General features: G+C 68.8%; 11 protein-coding genes. 4 read left to right on the top strand and 7 right to left on the bottom strand.

The genetic code is table 11. The features are described 5' to 3' along the window. Nucleotides 1–12 precede the first annotated feature (12 nt). Both SHK19_RS00550 and SHK19_RS00545 read left to right on the top strand, forming a co-directional pair. Entirely contained in the window at nucleotides 13–1,299 is a 1,287-nt protein-coding gene (locus SHK19_RS00550) for a hypothetical protein (protein WP_322937548.1), read from the top strand. Between the two features lie 379 nt (nucleotides 1,300–1,678). Next, nucleotides 1,679–1,978, top strand: a complete 300-nt coding sequence (locus SHK19_RS00545) for a DUF3303 domain-containing protein (RefSeq protein ID WP_322454134.1) — start codon at nucleotides 1,679–1,681, stop codon at nucleotides 1,976–1,978. 219 nt (nucleotides 1,979–2,197) lie between these two features. Here the strand turns inward: SHK19_RS00545 and SHK19_RS00540 are convergent, their stop codons facing one another. After that, nucleotides 2,198–2,560 carry a DsrE family protein gene (locus tag SHK19_RS00540; protein WP_322937547.1) on the bottom strand — a complete coding sequence of 121 codons (363 nt, stop codon included), beginning with the start codon at nucleotides 2,558–2,560 and terminating at the stop codon, nucleotides 2,198–2,200. 450 nt (nucleotides 2,561–3,010) lie between these two features. Then, nucleotides 3,011–3,565, bottom strand: coding sequence for a dihydrofolate reductase family protein (locus tag SHK19_RS00535; protein WP_322937546.1), 555 nt, complete (start codon nucleotides 3,563–3,565; stop codon nucleotides 3,011–3,013). Nucleotides 3,566–3,773: 208 nt separating this feature from the next. Here SHK19_RS00535 and SHK19_RS00530 point away from each other — a divergent pair, with 208 nt between their 5' ends. Next, on the top strand, nucleotides 3,774–9,302 hold the full coding sequence (locus SHK19_RS00530; RefSeq protein WP_322937545.1) for an ATP-binding protein: 5,529 nt from the start codon (nucleotides 3,774–3,776) through the stop codon (nucleotides 9,300–9,302). A gap of 123 nt (nucleotides 9,303–9,425) precedes the next feature. On the opposite strand, the gene SHK19_RS00525 is transcribed toward SHK19_RS00530, so the two are convergent. The 3 genes from SHK19_RS00525 to SHK19_RS00515 are packed head-to-tail and all read right to left on the bottom strand — an operon-like array spanning nucleotide 9,426 to nucleotide 10,635. Next, nucleotides 9,426–9,827, bottom strand: a complete 402-nt coding sequence (locus tag SHK19_RS00525; RefSeq protein WP_322937544.1) for a VOC family protein — start codon at nucleotides 9,825–9,827, stop codon at nucleotides 9,426–9,428. Further along, nucleotides 9,827–10,321, bottom strand: a complete 495-nt coding sequence (locus tag SHK19_RS00520) for an SRPBCC domain-containing protein (RefSeq protein ID WP_322937543.1) — start codon at nucleotides 10,319–10,321, stop codon at nucleotides 9,827–9,829. Before SHK19_RS00520 ends, SHK19_RS00525 begins: the two co-directional genes overlap by 1 nt. Beyond that, entirely contained in the window at nucleotides 10,318–10,635 is a 318-nt protein-coding gene (locus SHK19_RS00515; RefSeq protein ID WP_322454140.1) for an ArsR/SmtB family transcription factor, read from the bottom strand. The genes SHK19_RS00520 and SHK19_RS00515 overlap by 4 nt, the downstream gene beginning before the upstream one ends. 89 nt (nucleotides 10,636–10,724) lie before the next feature. Between SHK19_RS00515 and SHK19_RS00510 the strand changes: the two genes are divergently transcribed. Further along, nucleotides 10,725–10,961: a DUF3099 domain-containing protein gene (locus SHK19_RS00510; RefSeq protein WP_322937542.1), complete on the top strand. Its 237-nt coding sequence runs from the start codon at nucleotides 10,725–10,727 to the stop codon at nucleotides 10,959–10,961. Nucleotides 10,962–11,000: 39 nt separating this feature from the next. Here the strand turns inward: SHK19_RS00510 and SHK19_RS00505 are convergent, their stop codons facing one another. After that, entirely contained in the window at nucleotides 11,001–12,434 is a 1,434-nt protein-coding gene (locus SHK19_RS00505; protein ID WP_322937541.1) for an FAD-dependent monooxygenase, read from the bottom strand. Between the two features lie 44 nt (nucleotides 12,435–12,478). Continuing rightward, nucleotides 12,479–14,713 carry an ATP-binding protein gene (locus tag SHK19_RS00500; protein WP_322937540.1) on the bottom strand — a complete coding sequence of 745 codons (2,235 nt, stop codon included), beginning with the start codon at nucleotides 14,711–14,713 and terminating at the stop codon, nucleotides 12,479–12,481. Nucleotides 14,714–14,833 lie beyond the last annotated feature (120 nt).

Below are 14,833 nucleotides of genomic sequence, written 5' to 3'. Positions count from 1 at the left end.
GGAGCCTGATCTTTGCGCCAATCCGCGGCGAGCGGTTGCCTTCGAACGGGGCGGCTTCGAGAACACTCTGCTGCGAGACGGACGGATGGTCCCAAGCACGGGTGGCGCAGAAGGGACGCGGGACTCCGTTTCAGCGAGCCAGTCGGAGGGCACGTGCCTGACGTGCACATTTCAACGCTTGCGCTGCTTGCCACCGGCCTGCTGGCCTTGAGCGCGCTGGTAACCGGGTGCGGTGAGGATGCGGACCCGCTGGAAAGCGGCGACGACTACTCGGTGCTTGGCGCGGTGGGCGAGCTGCCGGCGTCGATCGAGGGTGACGCTCAGTTGATACTCACGGGCGACTTGAGCAAGGCCAGCGAGGTGGCGGGATTGGACCGTCCGTCCGATGCCGACAGCGACGAGGTCAACGAGTGGGTGGGTGACCTGTCCGGCGCGGCCGCGCCAGACGACGACACGGCCAGGGCATTCGTGCCGCTTCCCGACGCTCTTGTCCCGTTCGATGCTTCGCCATCAGAAATGGACGCCCAGGTTGGCTGGTCAGTTGTCGACGTCGATTCGTTCGCGGCCCTCACTCAGCCACCCGAGGACTTCCTGGTCGTGTCCGGTGCCTTCGACGAGGACACACTGGACGAGGACCTCTCCGAGGTCGACGACGACATCGTCACGGACGTCGTCGGCGAGGACCACGAACTGAACGTCGAAGAACCGACCGCGTTCAGCCGGATCGGGGCCCCGACCCGGCTCGCCGAGGACGACGGTCGGATCGCGGCGTCGTCGACCACCGGCGCCGTCCGCGACTGGTTGAACGGCGATGAATCGCTGGCCGACGATGCCGGTTACGGCGACGTCGCACGGGCGCTCGACGAGCACGATGTGTACGCCGCCGTACTCTCTGCCGTGCAACTCGGCATCGACGCGGCGGCATTGATCCTGGGCGGCCAGGTTTCGGCAGAGGAGCTCGAAGCGCTCATCGAGCAGCTCGAGGACCAGCTCCCGGAGGCGTCGTACGACACCGTCGGCATCGGGTGGACGACGGACGACGACGCCCCCCTGGTAGCGACGGCGTACCACTTCGACTCCGAAGATGCCGCCAAGGACAGCGTCGACGCGTTGCGCGAGCTCTACGAGTCGAGCACCAGCGCGCAGTCCCAGCGACCGTTCAGCGACTACCTCGAGGTTGAGGGCGTCGAGACCGAGGGCTCCGTGGTCGTGGTGACCTCGCGGCCGGCCGAGGGTGCCGCCATCCACTTTGCCTACCAAGCACTTGTCTCCCGCGACTTGCTGTTCGTCAGCCAATAGTTGCGGAGAGGCTTGGGCACCCGCGATTCACTCACCCGACCCCGCCGATGCCGTGATGCGGCCGCTCCTGAGGACTGCGTCACTTCGCCGCGAAGTGGCCACGTCACACCGCCGGCCGAGCAGCGGCGCCCCGCAGACGGCGAATGTGAATTGCCAGGCCGCAAGGCCCATCGCCCCCGCGAACTGGCCGGCCTCGTGCACCGGTGGGTTTTTGGGTATCAGATCCGGGCGTTCCGATAGAACAGAGGCCGTTTGGCCCGGTCGCCCGGCGCGCGGGACCGGCGTAGGGTCCGTGTGAGCGGGTTCGTCGTCATCCGCCTCGGGCCGGAGGCCCGACGCTCGCCTTCACTCGACGGTTCATTTCTTCAGGGAGGTCAGCATGAAGTACGTCATCTCTTGGGTAGCGAAGCCCACCGTGGGGGAGGCCGAGGCGGCCCGTTCCCTTCAGGTTTTCAGCAAGTGGTCGCCATCGGAGAAGGCCACCTTCGAGCAGTTCCTTGGCCGTGCCGACGCCAAGGGCGGATTTGCGGTCGTCACGACGGACGACATCAACACCATCGTTCATGACATGGCCATCTTCGGGACCTGGTTCGACATGGAGGTCACTCCGGTCATCGAAATCGGCGATCTGGCGGCCATCTCGACCGAGGCACTGGAGTTCATGGGATCCATCAGCTGATCCACCGCACACGCGCTGCTGGCGCGTACGTCCCGCGAGGGGGCTCAAGATGTCTGCTGGCCCCCTCGTGCCGTCTCGCGAGCATCAAAGACGAGTCCGGCGTATCGGCCAACCGATCAGGACGCGCGTCTTTACGCCGCGAGCGGACCTCCTTGCAACGGCAGAGGTGGGTTCGGCACGTCAGCGCGTGTCGGTTAGAGGCCGTGGAGAGAGCCGCCGTTAGTACGTGAAGTTCCGATCAGCCTCGAACGCGAGCTGCACCAACCGGTTGGGCATCGCGAGCTCGGCTGGCTTTCCCTTCAGGTCGTCCTCGGTGACCCCGCGCGCCTTGCTGGACAGGCCAGAAACGTAGAAGCGCCCACCACCGCCGGCGATCGCATCAAAGGACTCCCGTAGGGCCCCCGTCCCCAACCCGGTCAGCGAATCGAGGACCGCATCGCGGATCAGTTGCACGGCGTCACCGGCAAGGAAGACGGTGACGTCATGGCCTTCGTCGATACCCGTCCGTGCCACCAACAGGCCAAGCGCGGCCCGGGTTGGCGCCTCGGGGCCGGACGTGATGTGAACCAGCAATTTGCCCATAGCCGTGACCTTCCGGAGTCGGTCTGCCCACTGTGTCGGGGACGCTGACGGTTAGCAAGGCTTCGCTGATGCGGTCTCCGACGGCCCTGACGCGGTCCATGTCCTCCTGCGCGCATGGGAGTTGTGTCGGTTGTCACCACACCTCGCAGCCGGAGTCAAAAGGTGCCGCCACACCTCCTCGACCAGGCCGCGCCTGCAGCACGGGCGCACGTCGGGTGTGCGCAGGAGTGAGATCGCCGGTTACGTCATAGCGCCGCCTGTCGGCGAGCGGCGACCCGTCCCGGACTTGGGCCGTGGCGTGAGCCTGGTTCACCTTCCACGGCCGGGAGCGACACCCGGTGGTCGCGACGCCGATGATCGTCTCGAGAACTCGGCCCGGCGGCCGCCTACCGTCCGTGTCGCTGATCGGCGTCGCACCCCATGCGGCACCGCTGTGTCGCCTCGGGCAACTCAGCCGTTGGTCACGGCATATCGGAGCAGCACCACGCCGGACCGCAACGGACGCGACTCGATCAGCTCGAGATGGGGAATCGAGGTGCCCTCGGCGGCCAGGCCCTTTCCACGGCCTTGGACGACGGGGAACATGAGCATACGGATCTCGTCGACGAGCCCGGCCGCGAGCACCGCGTGCGCCAAGGTGATACTCCCGGACAGCGTCAGGTCGCCGCCGTCGGAGTCCTTGAGCCGACGCACCTCTTCGACCGGGTCACCGGAGAGGATCGCCGAGTTGCGCCACTCCGGATCGGTCATCGAAGAGGAGACGATGTACTTCTGCACCTGTTCGAGATACGCACCCGCCGGCTCGTCGGTGTGCTGAGGCCAGTACCCCCGGAAGTCCTCGAAGGTCTGCCGACCCAGCACCACCGCGTTGGAGGACGCGCCCGCGCACTCCATCCCTTCCAGCCAGTCCTGGATGCCGCCGTCAGGAGCCGGGTTGAACCACTCGTCGAGCATCTCGATCCGTCCGTCGGCGGTGATGTTCTCCGTGATCAGCAAACGGCGCATGACACCGGTCTATCACCACCCGCCGCAGGGCGCCCCTCTGCAGGGCCGCTTCCGAGGGAGACGCGTCACTTCGCCGCGTCAGCGCATCGCTGGACCGTCAACCGCTTCCGCGGCGACGCTGCTGATGTGACTCGCTCGTAACCTGAACGACGTGACAGTCTCGCCACGACGGTTCCGAGGGCGAGCCGTCGGGTCTGGAGGGTCACGGGTGTTCTCTCGAGTAGCGATCGTGAACCGCGGCGAGGCTGCGATGCGACTGGTCCACGCCGTCCGCGACCTGAATGCGCAGGGTGGTGGGGCGCCGATCCGCACGATCGCGCTCTACACCGACGAGGAACGTACGGCGATGTTCGCGCGGGAGGCCGACGAGGCGTACTCGCTGGGTGCCGCCTCGGCACGCCCTTACATCGACCTGGCCGTCCTCGAGCGGGTGCTGGTCGAGTGCGCGGCAGACGCGGTCTGGGTCGGGTGGGGATTCGTCGCGGAGGATCCCGCGTTCGCGGACCTGTGCAAGCGCCTCGGTGTGACCTTCATCGGCCCGAGCGCCGACGCCATGCGCAAGCTCGGCGACAAGATCGGGTCCAAGCTGATCGCCGAGGAGGTCGGCGTCGCCGTCGCGCCGTGGAGCAGAGGCGGCGTCGACACGCTCGAGGCAGCGCTCGCCGCGGCGGCAAAGATCGGCTACCCGTTGATGCTCAAGGCGACCGCCGGCGGAGGCGGCCGCGGTATTCGCAGGGTCGACACGGCAGCAGAGCTCGAGGACGCCTACCAGCGCACCCGCGACGAGGCCGAGCGCGCGTTCGGAAGCGGCGTGGTTTTCCTGGAGCGTCTGGTGACCGGGGCACGGCATGTCGAGGTCCAGCTCATCGCTGACGGCCACGGCACTGCCTGGGCGCTCGGCGTTCGCGACTGCACCATTCAACGGCGCAACCAGAAGGTAATCGAGGAGTCCGCCTCACCCTTGTTGGACAAGGACCAGACCGATGAGGTCAAGGCGTCGGCCGAGCGGCTGGCGATCGCTGTGGGGTACGTCGGCGCCGGCACGGTCGAGTTCCTCTACCACCCCGAGGAGCGGACGTTCGCGTTCCTCGAGGTCAACACCAGGCTCCAGGTCGAGCACCCGATCACCGAGATGACGACGGACGTCGACCTGGTCAAGGCGCAGCTGCACGTCGCTGCCGGAGGTCGTCTCGAAGGGGCGAAGCCGCCCGAGAAGGGCCACGCGGTCGAGGCCCGGCTCAACGCCGAGGATCCCGACCGGGACTTCGCCCCGGCGCCCGGTCGGATCGCGCTGCTCGACCTGCCGTCGGGTCCCGGGATCCGCGTGGACACCGGTGTCGGTGAGGGCGACACCATCCCCGCCGACTTCGACTCGATGATTGCCAAGATCATCGCCTACGGCCGCACCCGCGACGAGGCGCTGGCCAGGCTGCGCCGGGCGATGGCGGAGACCACCGTCGTGATCGAGGGTGGGGCCACCAACAAGAGCTTCATCCTCGATCTCCTCGACCAGTCCGAGGTGATCGACGGCAAGGCGGGCTGGGCAGACACCAGCTGGATCGACCGGGTCCGCGCGGAAGGCCGGCTCGTCGTCCACGAGCATTCCGGCATCGCCGTCGTGGCGGCCGGCGTCGAGGCCTACGAGGACGAGGCCCAGGTCGAGATCACCCGGCTCCTGGAGAGCGCCCACGGCGGCCGTCCGCAGGTCCAGCACAACGTCGGCCGCGCCGTCGACTTCAAGCTGCGGGGCACGGCGTACAAGGTCACCGTCATCCAGATCGGCCCGCAGCGGTTCCGCGTGGGCTTCGACTCCGCGGGCGTCGAGCACGTGGTGGTCGCCGACGTCGAACGTCTCGACGAGTTCCACACCCGGATGACCGTCGGCGATCGGCTCTACCGCCTGGTCACCGCCACCCACGGTCCGGTCCACATGATTGAAGTCAACGGCGTGGCCCACCGCGTCACGCGCGACGAGGGCGGCGTGCTTCGCTCGCCCGCGCCGGCCCTGGTGGTGGCGTCCCCCGTGGCAGTCGGTGACCTGGTGGCTGCCGGAGGCCCGGTTCTGGTTCTGGAAAGCATGAAGATGGAGACCGTGCTGCGATCGCCGTTCGCAGCCAAGGTCAGGGAGCTCCTGGTGATGACCGGGAGCCAGGTCGAGACCGGGGCTCCGCTGGTCCGTCTCGAGCCCGTCGAGGACGACGCAGGCGAGCAGGCAGCGCCGGAGGCCACGGGTCCGGCCCTCGACCTGCCGCCGGGCTCGAACGGTGCGACCGCGCAGCGACGCGCTGCTCGGTGCCGGGCGGACGTCGCCGCGCTGCTGATGGGGTACGACGCCGACCCGCGCGAGGAGGGCGGCGTCATCGCCGACTACCTCGCTGTTCGCGACGAGCTGATCGCGGCGGGGGAAGAGGTCGTGCCCGACGAGATCGCCCTGCTCGACCTGATCGCCGACTTCGCCGAGCTGAGCCGAAACCGGCCGGCCGGCGAGGACCTCCACACCGAGCTCCGGGTGCACAGCTCGAGGGAGCACTTCCACGCCTTCCTGCAGAGCCTCGACGCCGAGCGCGGTGGGCTGCCCGACCAGTTCCGGGACCGCCTGGCCCGGGTGCTCGCCCACTACGGCGTGACTGACTGGGATCGGACTCCGCAGCTGGAGGAGGCGGTGTTCCGGATCTTCCTCGCTCAGCAGCGCTCCGCTCCCGACGTACGACTGGCCACGGGGCTTCTCCAGCGTTGGATCGCCGAGCCTCCTCCCACCGAGGCGCTGGCCGGTCCGGCGCGTGACCTCCTCGAGCGTCTCGTCAGGGCCACCCAGCTGCGCTTCCCCGTGGTGGGCGACCTGGCCCGGAGCACTCGCTTCCGCTGGTTCGACCAGCCCCTGGTCGATGCGGAGCGGTCCAGCGTCCTGGCCGGCGTTCGCAACGAGGTCGAGGCCCTCGCCGCCGATCCCGACGCAGCGGACCGCGCCCAGCGTATTGATGCGCTGGCGGCGATCCCCGAGCAGATCGTGCGGTTCCTCGCCGAGCGGCTCGAGAACGGCGTACCTGTGCAGGAGCCGATGCTCGAGGTCCTGGTGCGACGTCACTACCGCGAGTACGACCTCCGTGACCTTCGCTCGCTGGTGCGAACGGGGCGGACCTTCGCGGTGGCCGAGTACACCGTCGACGGGCGTCCGACCCGGCTGGTCTCCACCGAGGGCACCATCGCCGAGCTGTCCGACCCCGCCAGCGAGCTGACGGCTGCCTTGGGTGAGGAGGTCGCCGCGCGCAATCCCGGTGACGGCGCGGTCGTCGACCTCTACATCCACTGGCCCGACGCCCCTGAGTCACCGGAGCTCGCCACCGAGGAGCTCGCCCGGATCGTCGGAGCGCTGCCCTTCGCCCACGACGTACGCCGAGTCGCAGTCGCGGTGTGCCCCGGCGGTGACCAGCCGGTCAACTACTTCACCTACCGGCCCGTCGTGGACGGTGGCGTCAGGGAAGACGACCTGGTTCGCGGAGTGCACCCGATGGTCGGCCGCCGGCTCGACCTGTGGCGGCTGCGCGAGTTCCACGTCAACCGCGTCGAAGCGCCCGAGGACGTGCTCCTCTTCGAGTGCGTCGCCAGGGAGAACCCCGCGGACCGCCGGCTCGTCGCCCTCGCGCAGGTGCGCCAGCTCGCCGTCGTACGCGACGACGAGGGCACGGTCATCGCAGTGCCCCACGCCGAGCGCGCAGTGGAGAACTGTCTCGAGGCGATCAGGCGGGTGCGCACGGCGCGGGGCGCAGCCGGGAGCAAGCTCGACTCGAACCACGTGTGGGTCCAGGTCTGGCCGGACGTCGAGGCCGACCCCGACCAGCTGACCGCGTTGCAGGACAAGATCACCCCGCTGACGGACGGTGCGGGGATCTCGGAGGTCGTCGCGCAGGGCCGGGTGGTCGGATCCGACGGTGTGGCCGTCCCCATCGCGATCAGGTTCCATGCGCGACCGGGTGCCGGGGTAACTGCCTCTATCGAGGCGCCGCCGACCGAGCCGCTCCAGCCGCTCGACGAGTACCACGGCAACGTCGCCCGGGCACGCCGTCGCGGCCTGGTCTATCCCTACGAGCTCGCGGGCGTCCTCACCGGTCCCGGCGGGGGCTTCATTGAGTACGACTTCGACGACTCAGGTGCCCTCGCCCCCGTCAGCCGTCCGCCCGGCCTCAACAAGGCTGGCATCCTCGTCGCCGTTGTCACCACACCGACCGACTTGCACCCGGAAGGTGTCACCCGCGTCGTTCTGTGCGGCGACCCGACCAGAGCGCTCGGTGCCGTCTCGGAGCCGGAGTGCTCACGAGTGATCGCCGCGATCGATCTTGCCGAGCGGATGCAGGTGCCGGTGGAGTGGTTCGCGCTGTCCGCGGGCGCCCGGATCTCGATGGACTCGGGCACCGAGAACATGGACTGGGTGGCCGCCGCGCTGAAGCGGATCATCGAGTTCACGCAGGCCGGTGGCGAGATCAACGTGGTCGTCGCGGGCATCAACGTCGGTGCGCAGCCCTACTGGAACGCCGAGGCGACGATGCTCATGCACACCAAGGGCATCTTGGTGATGACCCCGGACAGCGCGATGGTCCTGACCGGTAAGCAGTCGCTCGACTTCTCCGGCGGCGTGTCCGCGGAGGACAACTTCGGCATCGGCGGCTACGACCGGGTGATGGGCCCCAACGGGCAGGCGCAGTATTGGGCTCCCGACCTGGCCGGCGCGTTCGCCGTACTGATGGCCCACTACGACCACACCTACGTGGTGCCCGGTGAGTCGCGGCCGCGCAAGGCCGCCACCATGGACCCGGAAGACCGCGACATCTCGTCGTTCCCGCACGTGTCCGTCGAGAGCGACTTCACGACGGTCGGCGAGATCTTCTCCGCGACCCGCAACCCGGACCGCAAGAAGGCCTTCGACATCCGCACCGTGATGCGGGCTCTGGCCGACCAGGACCACGAGATCCTGGAGCGCTGGGCCGGAATGGCCGACGCGGACACGGCGGTGGTCCAGGACGCTCACCTGGGCGGCTATCCCGTGTGCCTGCTGGGGATCGAGTCGCGACCGGTTCGCCGACGAGGTTTCCCGCCAACCGACGGACCGGACATCTACACCGCTGGCACGCTCTTCCCGCGCTCGTCGAAGAAGGCCGCTCGGGCGATCAACGCCGCCAGCGGGAACCGGCCTCTCGTCGTACTGGCCAATTTGTCGGGCTTCGACGGGTCGCCGGACTCGATGCGCAACCTCCAATTGGAGTACGGCGCGGAGATCGGCCGTGCGATCGTCAACTTCGAGGGCCCGATCGTCTTCTGCGTCATCTCGCGCTACCACGGCGGTGCGTTCGTGGTCTTCTCCAAGGCCCTGAACCCGAACATGACAGTGCTCGCCCTCGAGGGGTCGTACGCCTCGGTCATCGGCGGTGCCCCGGCGGCGGCAGTCGTGTTCGCCGGCGAGGTCGAGAAGCGTACGTCGGCCGACCCTCGCGTCCGAGAGGTCGAGGGCAGGATCACCGACGCCGCAGGACCGGACCGGAGCCGCTTGGTCGTCGAGCTCGCCGACCTGAGGGCGGCGGTGCGACCGGAGAAGATCGGCGAGGTAGCAGCCGAGTTCGACAGCATCCACGACATACACCGGGCGGTGCGGGTGGGCTCTGTGGACGAGGTGATCTCGGTTGCCCGGCTCAGGCCGCGAGTGATCGAGGTGATCAAGCGCGGATTCGACGAGACCGGCGCATGAGCGCCAAGGGTCACGCGAATGGCCGGTGCACGTCCGACTGATATGGCTCTGCGTCAGCGGAGCGTTGCGGTGGGCGAGATCGGTCCGCCCCCTGCGTCCTTCCGCGTGTCGGCTGTGGCTGTCTCATCCGTCCGTCGTGGAGATGTCGTCGGCGAGGACCGGGGCTTTCCAGGTGGATAGGCAGAAGGGGTGTCCGACCGGGTCGGCGTAGACGAGGCAGTGATCGGAGTTCGGCTGGAAGTCGAAGGGCCTGGCGCCTGCCGCGAGGACGCGTGCCTGCGTGGCGTCGAGGTCGTCAACGAAGAACTCGAGGTGCATCTGCATGGGTGGGTCGCCTTGGGGCCACACCGGGGGGCGGAAGTCGTCGACCTGCTGAAACCCCAATGAGCCGTTCGGGCCGTGGACGACCGCCCAGTGAGCGCTGCCTTTCGCGACTCCGCGGGTGATCTCGGCGTAGAACCCCGCCAACGCCAGAGCGTCGGGGGCGTTGACAGTAGTCGCAGCGAGGCTGATCTCGTCCGACATCAGCCGACCCGCTGAGCCTGGTAGACCGGTGTGAGCTCGGTCCAGCGTTCGCGCCAAGCCGACGGCTCGTCCTTGATCGATCGAGCCAGGTCCTCCAGGTGGGCCTGCCAGCCGGCTGCGTGGAAGGGAAGGTGGTACAGGGGCAGACCGCGCTCCTCGACCACGAGGCGGGTCCGTGCGCCAGCGTCGCTGAGCCACGCCTCGATCTGCGCCTCGTCCTGCGTCCCGGGCTCCGTGGTGAGCAGCAGGTGACGCGGAGCCTCGCACACCTCGATGCGCGCGGGCCCCGTCCACGAGCTGGTGAAGGTGGCATGGATCAAACCGCCGACACGGAGGTCGCCAGACACCTCTGCGATCCACCGGGCCAGCCGTTCCGGATCCGTGCACGCCTCCCAGAGGTCGTCGATGTCGGTGTCATAGAGTTCTTCCACCCGGATGGCACCGCGCTCGGCGTCTAGTGCCCGCATCGTGCCGATGGTCTCGGTCGTCGTCATCGTTTGGTCCTCTTTCCTCGTGCGATCTCGGTGTGCAGGGCATCAAGCCGGTTGCTCCACAGCGCCCGGTAGGAGGCGAGCCACTCGTCAACCTCCACGAACCCCTCCGGTCGCAAGCTGTAGATCCGCCGCTGGGCGTCCCGCCGCACCTCGACCAGACCCGCGTCGCGCATCACCCGTAGGTGCCGGGAGACCCCGGGACGAGCGATCGGCAACGCCTCCGCCAACTCGCCGGCCGAGGCCGGATGGTCGCGAAGGATCTCGAGCAGGGCCCGTCGACTCGGGTCCGCCAGCGCTTGCAACACGGTGTCCATCGGCACTGAATGTACCCTATGTGTTACGTAACAGCAAGGGTACGCACGCGGACTCCCTGGTCACGGCAGCCACGTGGAATGGTGGAGCAGTGAGACGACGCCACCATCGCGTCACAGCCAGCGGGGTGCGCTGGCCGCAGAGCGAGCGGCTGCGCCGGCGTCAGCGGTGGTACTTCGCGCTGATGGGCGTGTGCCTGGTGCTGATTCTGCTGGCCTGGAACGTGGTCCGGTTGTGGTCCACGACGGCAGCCGTGGTGATGTCGGTCGTCGCTGCTGTGCTCCCACCGATCGCCGTGGTCATCGCCAACTGGGGCGAGGACCACTGACACTGGTAGCCGAAATGATTCCTGTGGAAAGGGTGGCCACTATCTGCCGCTGTGCGCGAGGGCCCGCGCAGTCTGCAGGTAATCGTCGATCGCCGAGCGGTGACCGTCGCGCCCGATGGCCGCGACATAACCGTCAGGTCGGACCACCACCCGACCTGGCAGGCCGTCCTCCGGGCCAGCGAGCACGTGCTCGCCGTCCCGGAGCGCCTCGTTCATCGTGCGGCCGTCGTGCAGGCGGATGTTGGGCATCCTCGCGCCCGGCGTCGGCAGGCCGCGCACCCGCCCGGGCTGCGAGATCGGGCTGTCCGGGTAGGCGATCGCCAGCTGCGCCATGCGGTTCGCGAGGCGCCGCTTCATTCGCGGCGTCCGCAGCAAGGGCATCATCGCCCTCCTCAGGGTCCGCTTGAGAGGAGAGGTCTCGAGGACGAAGCGCACCATGGTGTCGGTGAAGGCCATCACCTGCTGTGCCGCGGGTCGGCGCTCGGCGGCGTAGGTGTCGAGGAGCGTGTCCGGCGCCCGGCCTGCGACCACGTACGCCAGCTTCCAGCCCAAATTGGCGGTGTCGTTGATCCCGAGGTTCATGCCCTGCGCGCCAGTGGGGGCGTGGATGTGGACGGCGTCTCCGGCCAGGAAGACCCGGTCGCGTCGGTACGTGTCGGTGGACCGGATCTGGCAGCGGAAGCAGGTGAGCGTTTCGGGGTCATGGACGGCGATCCCGCCCGGCCCGCGCGCGTCAACGAGTCCTTGGATCTCCTCCAGCGTGGGCGCTGCACCACCGCGGTCGGCCGGCATCGGGGCCGACACTCGCCAGAGGCGGCCGTCGATCGGGATCAGTCCGAGCGGCTGCCCGCCCGGACCCCAGTAGACGTGCACTTCGTCGTTTCTCCCGACGCCGTCGAGCTCGGTGTCTGCGAGCAGCCAGTCGAAGGGATAGGGCTGTCCCTCGAACGGCACGTCCAGCACGCGGCGCACCTTGCTGTGTGATCCGTCGCAGCCGACGAGGAACGATGCGGTGACCTGCACCTCGCGACCCTCTGCATCACTCAGCGTTGCGGTGACCGCGTCCGCGTCCTGGATGAAGCCGAGGAGCTCGATCCCCGACTCGACCTTCCCACCAAGCTCGTCGAGCCGCGACCGCAGCACCTCCTCGGTCCGGTTCTGGGGGAGGTGCAGGATGAACGCGTACTCGGAGTCGGCGTAGGTCAGGTCGATGCCAGCCCGGCGTCGGCCGCCCACGTACACGCTGGTCCGCAGGCCCCGATGGCCGATCTCCAGCAGTCGGTCGGCCAAGCCCATCATGTCGAAGGTCTCCATGGTGCGCGGCTGGATGCCGATCGCACGGCTGAGCTTCGGCAGCCCGGGGTCCTGATCGATGAGGCGTGTGCGCACACCGCGTGAGAGGAGCTGGATGGCGAGGGTCAGGCCGGTCGGCCCGGCGCCGACGACGAGTACGTCGCAGTCTGGGGTGCTCATGTGCCTAGGGTGCGGCTGGCGCGACGTCCCTGGAGTCAGTGGAACTACGTAACGTCGCCACGTACGTCGGCCATCAGCCCCTCCTGGTGGGCCCAGGCGGTGAGCTGACCCCTGGTTCTGAGGCCGAGCTTGGTGAGCACCCGGCCTACGTGTGTTTCCACGGTGCGGACCGACAAGACCAACTGCTCGGCGATCTCGCGGTTCGCCATGCCCCGGGCCACCAGCACGGCGATCTCGCGCTCCCGATCCGTGAGCCCCGGTGACGTGCCCACATGCCACGGGTCCTCGGGCCGCGGATCGAGGCCGGCGGCGATGGCCTCGTCGAGCGGCATCTCGCGTCCCTCGTCCTGCAGCCGCCCCGCCGCTGGGCCGACCTGGGCGACCACGGGGGCGAGCCAGCGGTCCAACGTGGATCGCATGAACTGCGGTCTGTTGGTCTGGTTCACCTGCTCGTAGGCCGCGGCGGCACCGGACAGCCGAAGCGCCGACCGAGGCCGCCCGTGCCGAGCCGCGAGCCCGGCGAGCCCGCTCAGACCGATCGGCACGGCGAAGCGATCGCCTAGATCGAGGACCTCCGGGAGGGCCTCCGCGAGCGCCACCTTGGCGCCGCTGATGTCGTCATTGTCGAGCCGTACGACGCCAAGCAACTGCAGGGCACGTGCCCGGATCACCGACAGGCCGACTTCTGCACTCAGAGCCACGCTGCGTTCCAGTCGCTGCATGGCCAGCAACCCGTCGCCTTGATAGTGCGCAGCGGCTCCGGCCAACCAGAGCGCGCCAGCCAAACCTGCGGGGTCACCGGACGCCTCGCGGAGCGCGAGCGACCGCTCGATGTCATCGCCGAAGCCCGCCGGGTCGCCGGTGATCCCCCGGATGCGGCCGCGGCACAGCAGGGCCTCAGCCTCGCGCGCCTGGTCGCCGGCCGCTCTGGCGCGCTCGACGGCGCGCTCGAGCAACGGAAGCGCGGCCGTCCTGTCACCCTGGTCGGTGGCCAGCCAGGCTTCGCACGTGAGCGCGTCGAGCCACTCGTGGTCGAGGTCTGGCACGAGGTCACGCAGTGCAGCCAGACGCCGGCGTCCCTCGGAGAAGTAGCCCCGGATCGACCAGAAGCCCGAGAGCCGGTTCGCCATCCGCAGTGCGGTGCCGGGGTCCGTCGCGGAAAGGTGGTCGAGGGCCGCCCGGATGTTGTCGTGCTCGAGCTCAAGCAGGTCGAGCCCAGCACGGTTCGGAGCGGCTGGCGGCCGCGGCAGGTGCTCGACCAATCGCCAGAACACCTGGGCGTGCGCACCGCGGGTGACCAGTTCCTCTTGACCGTCTGCGAGCAACTCGGCCGCGAACTCCCGGACTGTCTCAAGCATCGCGAACCTCGGCGCCTTCCCACGGTCGGCGCGGCGAAGCAGACTGTGGTCGACGAGCTCCGTCACCGGGTCGAGGAGCGAGCTGCCGGCTCCGGACGCGGAGCACACCTCCTCGAGGGCGGTGAGATCGATACCGCCCCGAAACACCGAACAGACCAAGAACAGCCGCCGTGCCGGCTCACTCAACAGCTCATGACTCCACGCGATGGTGGCGCGCAGCGTTCGCTGCCGGCCGCGGACGTCACGGCTGTTGCTCACCAAGAACGCCAGTGAGTCATGAAGCCGTTCGAGAATCGCCTCCGGAGGCAGCACCCTGACGCGCGCGGCTGCAAGCTCGATCGCGAGCGGCAGACCGTCAAGCCGCTCGGCGATCTTCCCGACCGTGGCCGCGTGCCCGGCAGTGAGGGAGAAGCCGGGAACCGAGGCAGCCGCCCGTGCCGCGAAGAGCTGCACGGCCTCCGACAACGGCGGGACGGGCAGCTCCTGCTCCCACGCAACGTGTAGCGGCGCGCGGCTCGTCACGACAATGCGTACCGCGTCCGTGGCGGCGAGCAGGTCGGCCACGAAACCGCCTGCCTCCAAGACCTGCTCCATGTTGTCGAGGACGAGCAGCAACTCGCGCCCGGACAGGTTCGCCGACAGGTGATCCAGCAGCGCCGTGCCGCGGGAGTCCTGCAGGCCGAGCGAACCTGCGACCTCGACTGGCACCAGTGCAGGGTCTCGGACGGCAGCGAGCCGCACGAAACTCGTGCCGCCCGAGAAATCGGCTGCCGACCTGCGCGCCAACTCAATCGCGAGCCGGGTCTTGCCTGCCCCGCCAGGGCCAGTCAGCGTGAGCAGCCGGGAACCGGCCAGCAGGCTCTGCGCCTCGGCCAGTTCACGCTCCCGGCCGACGAAGCTCGTCGGCGGCTGCGGCAACACGACCTATCGTCGCACCACCGCCGTCGGTGCGACAACGAATCCCGACGGCGTCGACAAGATTTCCGCCGTCGACTCCCAGCCGGCGTGGATCCCGTGACGGCCCTCCTCGACCATCGAGGA

Origin of the sequence: Nocardioides bizhenqiangii (genome assembly GCF_034661235.1) — a bacterium.
Lineage (GTDB): Bacteria > Actinomycetota > Actinomycetes > Propionibacteriales > Nocardioidaceae > Nocardioides > Nocardioides bizhenqiangii.
The sequence above is the reverse complement of the archived record's forward strand: the minus strand, read 5'-3'. Positions and strand labels throughout refer to the sequence as shown.